The sequence below is a fragment of the Actinacidiphila rubida genome (assembly GCF_900110255.1).
In the GTDB taxonomy this organism is placed as follows: domain Bacteria; phylum Actinomycetota; class Actinomycetes; order Streptomycetales; family Streptomycetaceae; genus Actinacidiphila; species Actinacidiphila rubida.
In genome coordinates this window covers 1-15648 of sequence record NZ_FODD01000081.1, presented here as the reverse complement: position 1 = coordinate 15648, position 15648 = coordinate 1, and the positions used below count along the sequence as shown (strand labels likewise).

Annotated in this window: 12 protein-coding genes; 8 read left to right on the top strand and 4 right to left on the bottom strand. The window is 72.8% G+C overall.

The window, feature by feature from the left end; all coding sequences use genetic code 11:
* The 6 genes from BMW99_RS37950 to BMW99_RS37925 form a co-directional block, all read left to right on the top strand.
* On the top strand, window positions 1–367 hold a 367-nt coding region (locus tag BMW99_RS37950; protein WP_143080617.1), incomplete at its 5' end, for a carbohydrate ABC transporter permease.
* Window positions 368–464: 97 nt separating this feature from the next.
* Complete coding sequence (locus tag BMW99_RS37945; RefSeq protein ID WP_075018377.1) at window positions 465–1457, top strand: carbohydrate kinase family protein; 993 nt, start codon at window positions 465–467, stop codon at window positions 1455–1457.
* Window positions 1457–2767 (top strand): alpha-glucosidase/alpha-galactosidase, encoded by a 1311-nt coding sequence (gene melA / locus BMW99_RS37940; protein WP_069462790.1) that lies wholly within the window; start codon window positions 1457–1459, stop codon window positions 2765–2767. Before BMW99_RS37945 ends, melA begins: the two co-directional genes overlap by 1 nt.
* A 130-nt stretch (window positions 2768–2897) precedes the next feature.
* Entirely contained in the window at window positions 2898–4148 is a 1251-nt protein-coding gene (locus BMW99_RS37935; protein WP_069462791.1) for a Gfo/Idh/MocA family protein, read from the top strand.
* A gap of 434 nt (window positions 4149–4582) precedes the next feature.
* A complete protein-coding gene (locus BMW99_RS37930; RefSeq protein WP_069462792.1) occupies window positions 4583–5599 on the top strand; it encodes a LacI family DNA-binding transcriptional regulator in 1017 nt (338 codons plus the stop codon).
* Window positions 5600–5650: 51 nt separating this feature from the next.
* Window positions 5651–6529: a class I SAM-dependent methyltransferase gene (locus BMW99_RS37925; protein ID WP_245791795.1), complete on the top strand. Its 879-nt coding sequence runs from the start codon at window positions 5651–5653 to the stop codon at window positions 6527–6529.
* Here BMW99_RS37925 and BMW99_RS37920 read toward each other — a convergent pair.
* From BMW99_RS37920 to BMW99_RS37905, 4 genes are all read right to left on the bottom strand, one after another.
* A complete protein-coding gene (locus tag BMW99_RS37920; protein WP_069462793.1) occupies window positions 6522–6965 on the bottom strand; it encodes a VOC family protein in 444 nt (147 codons plus the stop codon). The genes BMW99_RS37925 and BMW99_RS37920 overlap by 8 nt on opposite strands.
* Window positions 6966–7084: 119 nt before the next feature.
* Window positions 7085–8254, bottom strand: coding sequence for a DNA polymerase III subunit beta (gene dnaN / locus BMW99_RS37915; protein WP_069462794.1), 1170 nt, complete (start codon window positions 8252–8254; stop codon window positions 7085–7087).
* 117 nt (window positions 8255–8371) lie between these two features.
* Window positions 8372–9346, bottom strand: a complete 975-nt coding sequence (locus tag BMW99_RS37910) for a hypothetical protein (RefSeq protein WP_218159330.1) — start codon at window positions 9344–9346, stop codon at window positions 8372–8374.
* 211 nt (window positions 9347–9557) lie between these two features.
* Window positions 9558–11789 (bottom strand): glutaminase family protein, encoded by a 2232-nt coding sequence (locus BMW99_RS37905; RefSeq protein ID WP_069464439.1) that lies wholly within the window; start codon window positions 11787–11789, stop codon window positions 9558–9560.
* Window positions 11790–12706: 917 nt separating this feature from the next.
* Here BMW99_RS37905 and BMW99_RS37900 point away from each other — a divergent pair.
* Complete coding sequence (locus BMW99_RS37900) at window positions 12707–13822, top strand: ABC transporter substrate-binding protein (RefSeq protein ID WP_069464440.1); 1116 nt, start codon at window positions 12707–12709, stop codon at window positions 13820–13822.
* A gap of 118 nt (window positions 13823–13940) precedes the next feature.
* Window positions 13941–15648: ATP-binding cassette domain-containing protein (locus BMW99_RS37895; RefSeq protein WP_245791794.1), on the top strand; the 1708-nt coding region annotated here is incomplete at its 3' end.

Genomic DNA, 15648 nt, shown 5'->3' with positions numbered 1-15648 from the left:
CCTGCTGCGCCAGTTCTTCCTCTCCCTGCCCAGGGAACTGGAGGAGGCGGCCTGGATCGACGGCTGCTCGCGGCTGCGGGTGCTGTGGTCCGTGGTGCTGCCGCTGTCCCGGCCCGCGCTGAGCACGGTCGCCGTGCTGACCTTCCTGACCACCTGGAACGACCTCAGCTGGCCGCTGATCGCCATCAACCACGACTCGCACTACACCTTGCAGCTGGGGCTCACGACCTTCCAGGGCCTGCACCACACCAAGTGGTCCGCGGTCATGGCGGGCAACGTCATCACCGTCCTGCCGGTGCTGCTGGCGTTCCTGGCCGCGCAGAAGTCCTTCATCCAGTCGATCACCTCCAGCGGTCTCAAGGGGTGACCGGGGACCCGCCCCATCGCGCGCGCCGCCCCTGCCCCGCCGCGACCCGCAGCACCCCGCCCTACCCGCCGCAGCCCGCACACACGAAAGTCCACGCATGCCGCACAGCTTCGACTTCGACCTGCTCGTCGTCGGTGACGCCAACCCCGACGTCGTCCTCGGACCGCTCCCCGGCCCGCTCGCCTTCGGGCAGCGCGAACAGCTCGTTCCCGCCGGCCTGATCACCCTCGGCGGATCGGCCGCCATCATGGCCTGCGGAGCCGCCCGCCTCGGGCTCCGCGTCGCCTTCGCCGGACGTGTCGGCGACGACGACACCGGGGCGTACGTGCGCGGCGCGCTCGACGCGCGGGGCGTCGACACCCGGGCGCTGCGCACCGACCCCGCCCTGCCCTCGCCGCTGACCGCCGTCCTCAACCGCGACCACGACCGGGCCATCCTCACCGCGCCCGGCACGCTCCCCGCCACCTCCGCCGAGGACGTCCCCGGCGACCTGCTGGCCCGCTGCCGGCACGTGCACGCCGCCTCCTACTTCCTCATGCCGGCACTCGCCGCCGAACTGCCCCGGTTGTTCGCCGCCGCCCGCGCGGGCGGCGCCTCCACCTCCCTGGACACCAACGACGACCCGGCGGGGGAGTGGGACCCGGCCGGGCTCGCCGCGCTGCTGCCCGTCACCGACATCCTGCTGCCCAACGCCCAGGAGGCCCGGGCCCTTTCGGGCATCGACGACCTGGACGCCGCGGCCGCGCACCTGGCGAAGCAGGGCCCGCTGGTGGTGGTCAAGGACGGCGCCGAAGGCGCCCTCGCCCACGACGGCCGCCAGGCGCTGCGCGTCCCGTCGCCCGCCGTCGAGCCGCGCGACACCGTCGGCGCGGGAGACAGCTTCGACGCCGGGATGGTCGCCGCGCTGCTCGCCGGGCTGCCGCTGCCCGAGGCCGTCGCGCTCGCCGCGGCCTGCGGGGCGCTGTCGACCCGGGCCCTCGGCGGCACCTCGGCACAGCCCACCTGGGACGAGGCACGGGCCGCCGCCGCGGGCGCCGCCTCCCGGTACGGCCGCCCCCGCACGCACCCGAACCACGGAAAGAGCCAGTGATGACCACCACCAAGATCGCGTTCATCGGCGCAGGCAGCGTCGTCTTCACGCAGGGGCTGCTGGCCGACCTGTTCGCCTTCGACGAGCTCAAGGACGTCCACATCGCGTTGCACGACATCGACGCGGAACGGCTCGCCACCGCCGAGGGCGCGGCCCGGTACATCTCGGGCCACCTCGGCGCCGCACCCACGATCACCGCGCACGCCGACCGCAGGCAGGCCCTGGACGGCGCCGACTTCGTGATCAACATCGTCCAGGTCGGCATGCGCGCGTCCACCCGCACCGACTTCGAGGTCCCGGCCCGCTTCGGAGTGCGCCAGACCATCGGCGACACACTCGGCGTCGGCGGCGTGTTCCGCGCCCTGCGCACCTTCCCGCTGCTGAGGGCCCTCGGCGCGGACATCGCCGAACTCTGCCCCGACGCCTGGCTGCTCAACTACACCAACCCGATGGCGATGAACGTCCAGTACCTCGCGCAGGCCACCGGCCTGACCCGGGTGGTGGGCCTGTGCCACTCCGTCTACTGGACCATGCGCGACCTCACCGAACTGGTCGGCGTCCCCTACGAGGAGGTCAACTACCTGGCCGCGGGCGTCAACCACCAGGCGTGGGTGCTGCGTTTCGAGCACCAGGGCCGCAGCCTGTACCCGGTCCTGGACGACCTCATCGCGCGCGACCCCGAACTGCGCCGCCGGGTGAGGGTCGACATGTACCGCAGGCTGGGCCACTACCCGACCGAGACCAGCGAGCACAGTTCCGAGTACGTGCCCTGGTACCTCGGCCACGCCGACGAGGTGGAGCGGCTGCGGCTGCCGGTCGGCGCGTACCTGGGCATCGTCGACGAGAACGTCGCCGAGTACGAGAAGACCCGCGACGCGCTGCGCGACGGCACGCCGCTCCCGGTGGCCGGCACGATGGAGTACGCACCACAGGTCGTGCACAGCATCGTCACCGGCACCCCGCGCACGGTCTACGGCAACGTGCCCAACCGGGGCCTGATCGGCAACCTTCCGGCCGGCGGCACCGTCGAAGTGCCGTGCCTGGTCGACGCGTCGGGCGTCCAGCCGACGGCGGTCGGTGACCTTCCGCCGCAGTGCGCCGCACTCAACCGCACCTACCTGAGCATGAACGACCTGGTCGTCAGGGCGGCCCTGGAGGACGAGCCGCGATACGTCAGGCAGGCACTGATGACCGATCCCGCCACCGCCGCGGCCCTGCCCGTGCCGCGGATCTGGGAGCTGTGCGATGCCATGGTCGAGGCGCACGCCGACCTGCTCCAGCCGGGCCTGCGTGCCCGGTTGGGCAGCTGATCCCGTTCCACGGCCCCGGCCCCGTACCCCACGCCGGGGCGGGCCGGGATCGTGGGGCACCGCGTGCCCCGAGCACCCGGCAGGGCGGGCGCCGTCGCGCGCGACACCACCACTCACGGAAGGGGACGCCATGTCCGAAGTGACGCTTGCCCTCGTCGGGGCCGGCATGCGCGGCCGGTCGTACGCCCGCCACGCGGTGGCCGCCGGCACGGGCCGGGTGGTCGCGCTCGCCGAGCCCGACCCGGCGCGGCGGGCCGCCGCGGCGCGGGAGTTCGGCGTGCCGCCGGACCGCGTGTACGCGGACTGGACCCAACTCGCCGCCGCCGGGCGGTTCGCGGAGGCCGCGATCGTCGCCACGCAGGACCGGCTGCACCGCGAGCCCGCCGTCGCGCTCGCGGACCTGGGCCACCACCTGCTGCTGGAGAAGCCCATGGCACCCACCGAGGAGGAGGCCGCGGAGATCGCGGCGGCCGCCGAACGCAACGGCATCATGCTCGCCGTCTGCCATGTGCTGCGCTACACGCCCTACACCCGCGCGCTCAAGCACCTGCTCGACGAGGGCGCGATCGGCCGGCTGGTGAGCGTCCAGCACCTGGAGCCGGTCGGCTGGTGGCACCAGGCCCACTCCTTCGTGCGCGGCAACTGGCGCCGCGCGGACACCTCGGCGCCGATGCTCCTCACCAAGTCCTGCCACGACATCGACTGGTTGGTGTACCTCTTCGGCCGCGTGCCGCGCCGCGTCAGCTCGTTCGGCGGACTCACCCACTTCCGTCCCGAGTCGGCGCCCGAAGGTGCCGGCACCCGCTGCACGGACTGCGCCGTCGAGAGCACCTGCCCGTACTCCGCCAAGCGCCTCTACCTCGGCTGCCTCGCCGATCCCGAACAGCACTTCTGGCCGCTGTCCGCCGTCACCGAGGACCTCACCGAGAGGGGTGTCACGGAGGCGCTGCGCACCGGCCCCTACGGGCGCTGCGTGTACGCCTGCGACAACGACGTGGTCGACCACCAGGTGGTGGCCATGGAGTTCGACGACGGCGCCACCTGCTCGTTCACCATGTCCGCGTTCACACCCATGGGCCACCGCAGGACCCGGCTGCTCGGCACCCACGGCTACCTCGACGGCGACGGCGTCACGCTCACCCGCACCGACTTCCGCACCGGCGCCGAGTCCGTGGTCGACACCCGGGTGACCGCGGGCGCCTCCGCCGCGGACGGCCACGGAGGAGGCGACGAGGGGCTTGTCGCCGCCTTCCTGGCCGCCGTCGCCCACGGGGACGCGCGCCTTCTCACCTCCGACGCCGCCACGTCGCTCGCCAGCCACCGCGTCGTCTGGGCCGCGGAGCAGGCCCGCACCACCGCATCGGTGGTGACGCTGCCCTGAACCGGGCGGGGCGGGCCGGCCGAGCACGCCGGCGGGTCATGCCCGCCGATGCCGGCAAGTGCCGGGAGACACCGGGAGGTGCCCGGCCGTTCCGTGAAATCGGGCTGCCTTTACCCCGTACAGTCGACCGCGTAATCCTCCGACCTCCGGCGAGGTGGGCGGGGTGGACAAGGTCGGGGCAGGCGGGAGTTCAACGTTATAAAACGTGGGCGCCAGGACCTGGCGGAGAAGGGGCCGAGGGCTTTCCGGTGTTCTTCTGTGCCTGGTGGGACGTCAGCGAAGTGCCCCGGTCCACAGGTCGTCGTGTCCGCGTCACCTGCGAGGAGAACCCGCCGTCCGGGGCTTGCGGTGGCCGGATGGGGCTATATAACGTTGTAAAGCCTGAGTGGTGGACCGCCGTGCCTCGACGTACGGACCCCGAGGGAAGGAACTCCGTGGGCGCCAGCCTGAAAGACGTCGCGCAGCTGGCCGGCGTGTCCGTCAAGACCGTCTCCAACGTGGTCAACAACTACCCGCACGTCACCCCGGGGATGCGCGAACGGGTCCAGCGGGCCATCGACGAGCTGGGCTACCGGCCGAACCTGACGGCCCGCCATCTGCGCAAGGGCCGGACCGGCATCATCGCGCTGGCCGTGCCCGAGCTGGGCAACCCGTACTTCGCGGAGCTGGCCGGCGCGGTGATCGACGCGGCCGCCCGCCACGACTACACCGTGCTGATGGACCACACGGCGGGCCAGCGCGAGAAGGAGGTCCTGGTCACCCAGGGATTCCGGGCCCACGTCATCGACGGGCTCATCCTGAGCCCGATCGAGCTGGAGACCTCCGATCTGCTCGGCCGCCGCGACGACGCACCGCTGGTGCTGCTGGGCGAGCGCGAGTACGACGCGCCGTACGACCAGATCGCCATCGACAACGTGGCGGCGGCCCGCACCGCCGTCCGCCACCTCACCGGCCTCGGCCGCCGCAGGATCGCCTTCATCGGCGCCCGCCGGGAGATGGCCCGGCGCCCCGCCCACCTGCGCCTGCGCGGCTGGCGCGAGGAACTGTCCGAGGCCGGACTGCCGTGCGGCGAGGACCTGGTGGCCGCGACCGACGGCTACGGCCGCTGGGACGGGGCCGCCGCGATGAACGCCCTGCTGGACCGCGGCGAGCGGCCGGACGCGATCTTCGCCTACAACGACCTGATGGCGCTCGGCGCGATGCGGGCCCTGGTCGAGCGCGGCCTGCGCGTCCCGCAGGACGTCTCCGTCGTCGGCTTCGACGACGTGGAGGAGGGCCGCTTCTCGACCATCGCGCTCACCACCGTCTCCCCGGACAAGCAGGCGATCGCCCGCCTCGCCGTCGAACGCGTCGTGGGGCGGCTCACCGGCGCCCCCCAGATGAGCCCCGAGCGTATCCAGCCCGGCTACACCCTCATCGCCCGCGAGTCCACGTCCCCGCCCGCGGCCTGAGGCCGCGGGCACGGTGGCGGGCCGGCGGGCCGGCCTCGTAGCGTGGGCACCGTGACCGACGACCCGCAGGACAGCCCGCACCGTGCGAACTCCCCCCACCATGCGGACCGTTCGGGCGCCCGGCGTCTCGGCCGGGTGTTCAACGACGTGCCCGAGCTGTACGACCGCCTCAGGCCCGGATACCCCGACGAGCTGTTCGCCGGTCTCGCCGCCGTCACCGGGCTGGACGGGTCGGCGCCCGTGCTGGAGATCGGGTGCGGCACCGGCCAGGCCACGCGCTCGCTCGCCGCGCTCGGCTGGCGGGTGACCGCCGTCGAACCCGGGACGGCGATGGCCGCGCTCGCCCGTCGCCGTACCGCCGGCCTCCGTGACGTCACCATCGAGACGTCGACGTTCGAGGACTGGGACGCCCGCGGGCGCCACTTCGGTGCGGTCGTGGCGGCGTCGTCCTGGCACTGGGTCGACCCGGAGATCGGCTGGCGGCGCGCGCACGACGTGCTCGGCCCCGGCGGATGGATGGCGCTCCTCGGCCATGTCGTCGTGCGCCGGCCGGGGGAGACCGAGGTCTACGCCGAGACCGCGGACCTCCATGAACGCTTCGCGCCCGGCAACCCCGACTGGGGACATCCGCCGCTCGAGGACGACGTGCGGGCCGGCGGAGAGGGCTGGGGGACGGCCGACGGCCCCGGCGCCCTGTTCGGCGCCCCGATCGTCCGCTGGCAACCGACGGTCCAGTGGTTCGACGGGACCGGCTTCGCCGACCTCCTCCGCACCACCTCGGTGTACCGGAAGCTGGACCCCGGGGTGCGCGAGCCCCTGCTCGACGCGGTCGCCGAGCGCATCCGCACGCACATGGGCGACCGTGCGCCGCGCCGCTACCTCAGCGTCCTGCGCGTGGCCCGGCGCGCTCCCCGGCGTCCGGTCAGCTGAGCTGCTCGGCCAGCGCGAGGATGATCCCGCTCGGCCCGCGGAGGTAGCAGAGCAGGTAGCTGTCCTCGAAACGCGTCACCTCGCCGACGAGTTCGGCGCCGTGCGGCCGGAGGCGCGCGAGGGTGTCCTCGATGTCGTCGACGGCGAACATGACGCGGTGCAGGCCCCGCGTGTTCGCCGGGGTGACCTCCGGGTCGGGGACGATCGCCCGCGGAGCGTGATACGTCGCCAGCTCCAGCCGGCCCGGGACGCCGCCGGGGATCCGCATCATCGCGATCTCGCTCCGCATGTCGCGGAGTCCGACGACGTTCCCCGCCCAGCGTCCCTCGATCGGCATCCTGCCTTCCAGCTCCATACCGAGTTCGGTGAAGAACGCCACCGCGGCGTCGAGGTCGTCGACGACGATGCCGACGTTGTCCATGCGCTGAATGCTCATGACCCGAGCATAGGGAGCACCTCCGACACCTCCGACACCACCGGCTCGACCGCTCCGGGCCGACGGCCCGTCGGTGATCGCCGTCCGGTCCACGCGACGGGGCGCCCGCCCGGACCTCGTCAGCTCAGTTGCCGGACGGACATGAGGAGATGGCGGTGGTCCTCGCCCGCCCCCGCGTCGGCCTCGTCCGGGACGCCGCTGAGGAGGGCGCGCTGGCCGGGGCCCAGGAGTTCGAAGCGGACCCGGGAGGCGGTGAGGGAGGTGAGCGCGTCCAGCAGGTAGGTGGGGTCGAAGGCGAGCGCCAGGTCGCCGGAGTCGGTCAAGGTGGCCGCGAGTCGCTGCGACGCGACGTCGTCCTCGTACCCCGCCTGCAGGAGGACGGTTCCCCGGGTCGAGAAGTCGAGCCGGATCGGGCTGTTCGGTTCGGCGACGACCGCGACACGGCGGACCGCGTCGGCGAGCGCCTCGCGCTCGACGACGGCGACCGCCGGGCTCTCCAGCGTGAACACCTTGCCGTAGCGCGGCAGCCGCCCCTCCAGCAGGCGCAGCGTCGTCCGCATCCCGTCTCCCTCGAACGCGATCAGGCCACCACCCGGGCCGCCCGAGCCACCCGGACCGCCGGCGCGAACAGTGCCGTTCAGCCCGACACGGATCAGCCCCGACTTCGCGAGCGCGCGGGAGATCTCGGTCAGCCTGCGGCCGGGAACCACCACCTCGACCGCGTCGGCCTCCGGTCCCTCCGGCTTCCACGGCACCGTGCGCACGGCGAACCGGTAGCGGTCGGTGGCGGCCAGGGTCAGGGACTCGCCGTCCAACCGGAGGTGGATGCCCGTGAGGACCGGGAGGGAGTCGTCACGGCCGGCGGACGTCACCACCTGCGCGACCGCCGCGGCGAACAGGCTCGCATCCAGCGTGCCGCGAAACGGCGGAAGTTCGGGAAGGACCGGATACTCCTGGACGGGCAGGGTCGAGAGCCCGAAGCGCGTACCTCCGCCCTCCATCGTGAAGCGCGTACCTTCCAGCGCGCACGCCACCATCGCATCGGGCAGTACCCGGCAGATGTCCAGGAGCCGGCGCCCGAGCACGAGCACCCGGCCGGCGACGGGTGCCTCCGCCGGGACCTCGATGGTCGCGGACGCCTCGTAGTCGAAGCCCGAGATACGCAGCCGCCCGTCCCCGGCGTCCAGCATCAAGCCGCCCAGCACCGGCACGGGCGACCGTGCGGGCAGCGACCTGGCCGCCCAGCCCACGGCCTCCGCGAGCGCACCTCGTTCGATCCGGAACTCCATCCCCGCATCCCCCATCGCGTCGCACGAGTCGATCCGCGCACGCTATACGCCCCCACTGACAGCTCCCGCTCCATCGCGTCGCACCCCGCACAGGGCAGTCCCGTCCGGCGCGGTGGCCTAGCCGGCGGTCGGAGACGCCAGGTACTCGGCCATGTGGTCGACGCCGAAACCGCTGATCAGGAGGCGTTCCTTGCGGTTGCCGGTGAGGAGCCGGCTCCAGTCGACGAAGCCGCCGTCGCCGACCTCTCGGTACGCGTCGCCGACGCCGGCGAAGATCTTGAAGCAGACTCCCGTGTAGTAGCTTCCGGCATCGCGCTCGGGGTCCTCGGTCACGGAGACGTCCGGGAGTGCGGCGAGTTCCGCTCGTACCCGGTCGACGACGGGGCGGTGCGCGTCGTCCAGGCAGGTGAGCCGGATCCGGGTGCGCCGCGCCCCGGCGGCGGACAGGGCGCGCGCGGCGAACCGCAGATGCTCGGAGAGGTGCTGCTGCTCGAAGGCGCGGCTGCCGGTGTCACGGCCGGCCGTCACGAGACCGAAGATCTGGAAGTGGGCGAGCATGCCCGGGGCGTCGAAGTGCTGCGCGCGGGTGACGCGTTGACTCGCCGCGAGCCGGACCGGCGCGGGGGAGCGCGGGTCCTCGGCCAGGGCCAGGGCACGCCGTGACGACGCCTCGAGGGCCAGCGCGTTCGTCGGGTCGGCGGCGACCTCGCTGCCGCGGACCGTCGCGATCACCTTGCGCGGGTCGACACTCGCGACGGCGGAGTGCGCGGCCAGCGGCAGGACGGGCGCGAGCGTCAGCATCTCGAAGCCCGCGGGCAACGCGCCCACCAGGGCGTTCTCGGTGCGCCGAAGCGCGGTGAAGTCCGCCGGCGCCGGCGCCACGAACCGGTCGGTGCGGTAGCGCCGCATCACCTGCGCCGGAGCGATGCGGTCCGCCCGGCGCCGGAACACCTCGAGCAGCAGCGTCGTCAGATCGCCGCCGGACAGGTCCTCGGCCATCAGCTCCAGCAGCTCCGGCCCATGAGGACGGCTCAGCACCCGCCGCAGCGCCGGGTTGCCCGCCATGTCGCCCGTTTCGTCGTCACGCTTCATGACGACGAAGTATCTCCGTCCCGCTCCTGCCCCGGCGACGCATTATCCGGCGGCCGAACGGCGCGTCACGGCGGCCGTGACCGCCCCGTGCCGCTGGGCCGTGTCCGCCCCGTGCCCCTGGGACGACTCCGTACCCGCCCCCGGCGAGCGGGGGGCGGGTACGGGACGCACCTCGGGGAGCGCTCCCTCGGGCAGCGCTCCCTGGGCAGGGTTACCTGCCGAGGCTGAGGAGGGCGAAGATGCCGCCGACGACCGGGCGGGCCTGGAAGCCGGTCTGGTTGGCGGACACCGTGTCGTAGAGGTCGGTGAACGGGATCCGGTTGGGCGTGGCCGTCGCGAAGTCGTAGAGCGTGTCGATCAGGATGCGGCTGACCGGGTGCCCGCGCAGCCACGCGGCGGTCCACATCTCCCAGTCGCCCTTGGTGTACGAGTGGCGCGGGTCGAGGGGGATGCCGAACTGGTTGACCTGCGTCAGGTACCAGTCGCCCTCCTCCTTGGCGACGGACGCCGGGACCAGGCCCAGGCCGAGCAGCGCGTCGGGGTAGCCGTTGTACTTCAGGCTCCACGTGCCGGGCTGGTCGTAGGCGAGCTTGAGGTGGTCCGGGGTGGTGTCCTGCGCCTTGCCGACCCACTGGGCGGCGTAGTCGCGGGCGGTCGCGCGGTACCGCGTCGCGTCCGTGGCGTTGCCCGCGGCCGTGGCCACGACACCCATCGCGCCGATCGCCACGATGCCCTTGAGCGCGAGGTTCGCGCTGTGCGCGATGAAGCCGGTGAAGTCGTCCGTCTGGTTCTGGTAGCCCGGGTCGAGCGCGTTGGCGACCAGGTAGTCGGCCCACTGCCGCAGGATCGTGTAGTGCGCGGTGGCGAACTCCTTGGCCGCGGCCGCGTCGGCACGCGTCAGGTAGGCCGCCGTCATCAGGAGCATGTTGGCCGACTCCTCGACGGGCATGTCCTCCTCGTTGCCGTCGTTGTGGCCCGCGGCGTTGGGATAGCTGGAGCCGAGGTCGTGCTCGGCGAACTCCTTGGGCCAGCCGCCGTTCTCCGGATAGTCCAGCATCGGTTCGAGCAGCAGCCGCAGATATTCGGGGTCGGTGTACAGGAAGGCCGGCATCGCCGGGTACGTGACGTCGATCGTCGAGACGTTGCCGTCGGAGGAGATCTCCTTCAGGAACGCCCAGGGCTTGCCGTCGCGGCTGACCAGTTCGGTGCCGCCGTACGCCTGCCGCAGCGCGAGCGCGCACAGCGCCGCGTACTTGGGGCCGCCGGCCGCCGTCGCGTCCTTCTGGATCCGCCGGTCGAGCGCGTCCGTGCGGCCGCGCGCCGCACCGGCGTCGGCGTGGAAGAACGCCGCCATGTCCTGCCACGACGACCAGTAGGACCGCCACAGCGGCGGGAGCGGCGCGCCCAGGTAGCTCACCGCGGGCTCGCGGACGTGGCCGACCGACAGTTCCGCGGTGCGCGGCGCCCCGGTCACGCTGCCGAGGTCGAAGTGGAAGGCGAACACCGGCCAGCGGTCGTTGATCGCCCGCGGCTGGCCGGAGTCCGAGGTGTCGCCCAGCCTGCCGTCCGCCAGGGCGGCCGGGCGCACCACGGTGTCCGCGCCGATCTGCCAGGTGAGGCCCGGCTGGTTCGCGGCGGACCACACCACCGTGCCCCACGATGCGGTGTCGGCGTTCTCCTGGAGCACCTGCGGGCTGTCCGGAGTGAAGGACAACGATGTCAGGCTCGGTCCGGAGCCCGCGCCCGCGACCTGCTCCTGCGCCCAGCGGATCTTCGTCCCCGAGTTGCCGTGCGCCCACTCGCCGGAGATGTCGAAGTACAGCGCGACATGGTGGGCCGCGTCGTCGATCGAGCGCACCTCGGCGGTCAGGTACGACATCGGCATCGACTGGCGGCGCAGGTCGCCCGGCTCCACCGGCGACAGGAAGGTGAGCGTCATCCGCACCCCGCCGCCCTCCAGCGTGAACACCGAGCGGGTCGCGGTGAGTTGGAGGGAGCGCTGGACCAGGCCGCGGGGCAGCGGGTGGTCCGGCACGTTGGGTGCGCCGAGGAAGAGGTAGTTCACGCCGTCGATCACCGCGATGCCGGTCATCGCGGTCACCCGGCCGGTCCAGAACGTCGGCCAGTGCCCGGACGGCACGTCGGCCGGCATCCAGGTGCTCAGGTAGGGCGAGCGCACCGCGAGCGGCACGGCCGGCGGGCGGATCGGGTCGAAGGCGGGCAGCGGCGGCGCGCCCGCCGCGTCGGGGGAGGCGCCGGCGGTGCCGGCGGGCGCCGCGGCCCGTGCGGCGGTGACCGCGCCGGGCAGCAGCGCGGCACCGGCCGCGCCGAGGCCGACGGCGCCGGACCGGGCCAGCAGCCCGCGGCGGCTGACGCCCGCCGCGTCGCCGCGGGTCTCGTCCTCGGCGCCGGGAGCGGTGGACGGCGTGGAGCTTTCGGACATGCGAAGACCTCCTGGAACGTCACGCCGACGGGCCGGCGGGCATGCCGGCGGGCGGCGTCGGGGTGGGACGGCTCTGATCGCCGGCCGGGCGGGAGCGGTGAGGTCCGGACGCGACGAGGCGGCCGCGCACGGCCCGGGCGGGCGATCCGACGGGGCAGAGCATGGGGGGATCCGGGAGAAGCCGATGACGCGCGGCGCATCGGCGGGGGAGAGCGGGGAGAAGCGGAGACCCGGCTGGGCCGGGAGGGAGTGCCGCGGGGGAGCGGCAAGGGGCGGCTGCGTCACGGGCGCTGCCGCGTACGCGCAGGATCGATCGGTGAACCGCCGCGCGCCGTCGTGCGACCGCCGGACGGGCCGGCGGCACACGGCCGTGCGGGTACGGCTGCTCGTGACAGCCGTACCGCGAACAGCCCGGCCGCGAACAGCCGTACGGCCGCCACCTGTTCGATGGCGGACCGGACTCCTGTCCTCGGCCGGCGGCACCGCTCGGTGGCGGACGCCGGGTGATCGTCTGCGAGGACGTCGAGCGCGGATCGCTGGGATACCGCGGCGGCTCTCTCGGCCCTCAAGTAACAACGTTGGAAAGCACCGGAATGACAGCACGCCCGGTGCGGCGTTGTCCAGACCCGCGGCGGGTACTTCCGCGCCCGGAGTGCGGGTCGCGCCGCCCTCCCACGCCCGTAAGGGTGTTGGCGGTACCTCTCACCTGTGACTCTCGGTGGGAGAGGTGCACAGGGGGCCAACTGGCCGCCGGACGGGGCCTTCTGACCGCCGGGTAGGAATTCTGCACGGACGCTTGACAGGGTCCTGCCGTTGCCTCAGGGTCTCTACAACGTTGGAAACAGCGCGGGCGGTCAGCGACTGCTCCCCGCACCCTCACCCAGACCCTTCACTGCCCCCGAGGATGTGATCGGCGCATGAAGACCCTTCCCCGTGCCAAGGCCGTGGCGGCCGCGATGATCACGGCCGGCCTGTGCCTGTCGGCCGCCGCCTGCACCAACTCCGGTAACGACTCGTCGAAATCGCCGACCAGCAGCGCTTCGGACAACACCGCGGCGGCCCAGCAGGTGGCGACGCCCACCGACAGCGCCACGGGCCCGGCGTGCACGTCCGACAGATACGCCGGCGGCGTCCCGAAGCTGAACATCACCGACGGCAAGACGGTCGTCGGCTTCTCCCAGTCGGAGTCGACCAGCAACCCGTTCCGCGCCACGGAGACCAAGAGCATCGAGAACGAGGCCAAGCGGCTCGGCGTCAAGCTCATCGAGCGCAACGCCAACGCGGACGTCAACGCGCAGAACTCGCAGATCCAGGACATGATCGCGCAGGGCGCCAAGGTCCTGATCGTCGCGCCGGAGAACTCCGACGGCCTGGGTCCCGCGCTCGCCGAGGCCAAGTCGAAGAAGATCCCGGTGCTCACCATCGACCGCACGGTCACCGGCACCGCCTGCACCGACTTCATCGCCTTCATCGGCTCGAACTTCTACGGCCAGGCGCAGATCGCCGCCGACGACCTGAACACCGCCACCGGCGGCAACGCGCACGTGGCGATCCTGACCGGAACGCCCGGCAACAACGTCACCACCGACCGGACCAAGGGCTTCCAGGACCAGGTCAAGGCGAAGTACCCGAACATGAAGATCGTCGCGTCGCAGACCGGCAACTTCGCCCAGACCGACGGCCAGAAGGTGATGGAGCAGCTGCTCCAGGCGCACTCCGACATCAACGCGGTGTACGCGGAGAACGACGAGATGGCGCTCGGCGCGATCCAGGCGATCCGGTCGGCCGGGAAGACCCCCGGCAAGGACGTCAAGATCGTCACCATCGACGGCATCCAGCAGATGGTCCAGAACGTCGCCAGCGGCCTGGCCGTCGCCGACATCGAGACCAACCCGCGGTTCGGCCCGCTCGCCTTCCAGTCGCTGCAGAACTTCTACGGCACGACCGGCGTGCAGGACAAGGTGATCATCAAGGACGGTCACTTCACCGCGGACAACGCCAAGCAGGCCCTGGCCCAGGGCCTCGTCTACTGACCGTCGCACCGGCGGACCCCCGGGCCGGAGGACGCGGCAGCGCGCTGCCCCCTCCGGCCCGGAGCCCGGTGCCAGGGCGGCCGGCCGGCGGCCCCGTACGAGGAGGCGGAGAACCACCATGGTCCAGCAGGACCCCGACCCCCGCGGCGACTCCGTGCTGGAGGTCTCGGGGGTGCACAAGAGCTTCGCGGGCGTGCACGCGCTGCGCGACGTCGACTTCTCCCTGCGGCCCGCCGAGGTCCACGCGCTGATCGGCGAGAACGGCGCGGGCAAGTCGACCCTGATCAAGGTGATCACCGGGGTGTACCACCCCGACCGGGGCCGGGTCGAGCTGGAGGGCCGCGCACGCGACTTCCGCAACCCGCTGGAGGCGCAGGCCGCCGGGATCTCCACGATCTACCAGGAGGTCAACCTCGTCCCGCTGATGTCGGTCGCCCGGAACCTGTATCTCGGCCGCGAGCCGCGGCGGTTCGGGCTGGTCGACGTGGGCCGGATGAACCGGGAGGCGACCGAGGTGCTCGGCCGCTACGGCGTCGACGTCGACGTCACCCGGCCCTTGCGCACCCTGGGCCTGGGCGCCCAGCAGATGGTGGCGCTGGCCCGCGCCGTCCAGATCGACGCCCGCGTGGTCATCATGGACGAGCCCACCTCCTCCCTGGAACCGCGCGAGGTCGAGACGCTGTTCTCGGTCATCCGCGGCCTCAAGGAGCAGGGCATCGCGGTCGTCTACGTCAGCCACCGCCTCGACGAGCTGTACGCGATCTGCGACCGGGTCACCGTGATGCGCGACGGCGAGGTCGTCCACACCGGCGAGATCGCCCGGTTGGAGCGGCTGCGGCTCATCTCACTGATGCTCGGCCGGGAGATGGCCACGGTGCGGGAGAAGGGCACCACGGCCTTCGACACCGACCGCCATGAGCGGCGGGACGGCCAACCCCTGCTGGCCGCACGGAACCTGACGGTCCGCCACCGGCTCCACGACGTCTCGCTCGACATCCACCCGGGCGAGGTCGTGGGCCTGGGCGGGCTGCTGGGCGCCGGACGCAGCGAGACGGCCAAGGCGATCGTCGGCGCGCTCGGCACCGACACCGGGAGCGTCGAGGTCGAGGGACGGCCGCTGCACCGGCGCAGCCCCGCCGCGTCGATCAGGGCGGGCGTGGTGATGCTCGCCGAGGACCGCAAGGCCGAGGGCATCATCCCCAACCTGTCGGTGCGCGAGAACATCTCGCTCGCCGCGCTGCCACGGCTGTCGCGCGCCGGACTGGTCTCCCAGTCCAAACAGGACGAGGTCGTGCGCTTCTTCATGGAGCGGCTGCGGATCAAGGCGTCCGGCCCCGACCAGAAGGTGAGCGACCTGTCGGGGGGCAACCAGCAGAAGGTGCTGCTCGCCCGCTGGATGTGCCTCAGCCCCAAGGTGCTGCTGCTCGACGAACCGACCCGCGGCATCGACGTCGGCGCCAAGGCGGAGGTGCAGTCCCTCATCGACGAACTCGCCGCCGAGGGACTCGGCGTGCTGCTCATCACCTCCGACCTGGAGGAGCTCATCGAGGGATCGGACCGGGTGGTCATCCTCAAGGACGGCCGCGTGGTGGGCAACCTCGACGGCGAGGACGTCAGCGAGGACGGGCTGCTCGACGCGCTCGCCACCGCGCCGCCGCTGTCGCCCGACGCTCCCGACGAGCCCGAAGTCACCGACGAGCCGGAGGCCCCCGTCGTGCCTGGCGCCGCCGGTGAGCCCGGCGCCCCGGGCGAGGCCGGCGGATCCGACGTCACCGGCGGGCCGGCCGAGGCCGGTCCCGCCCCCGCATCCGAAGAACCCGGCGGGG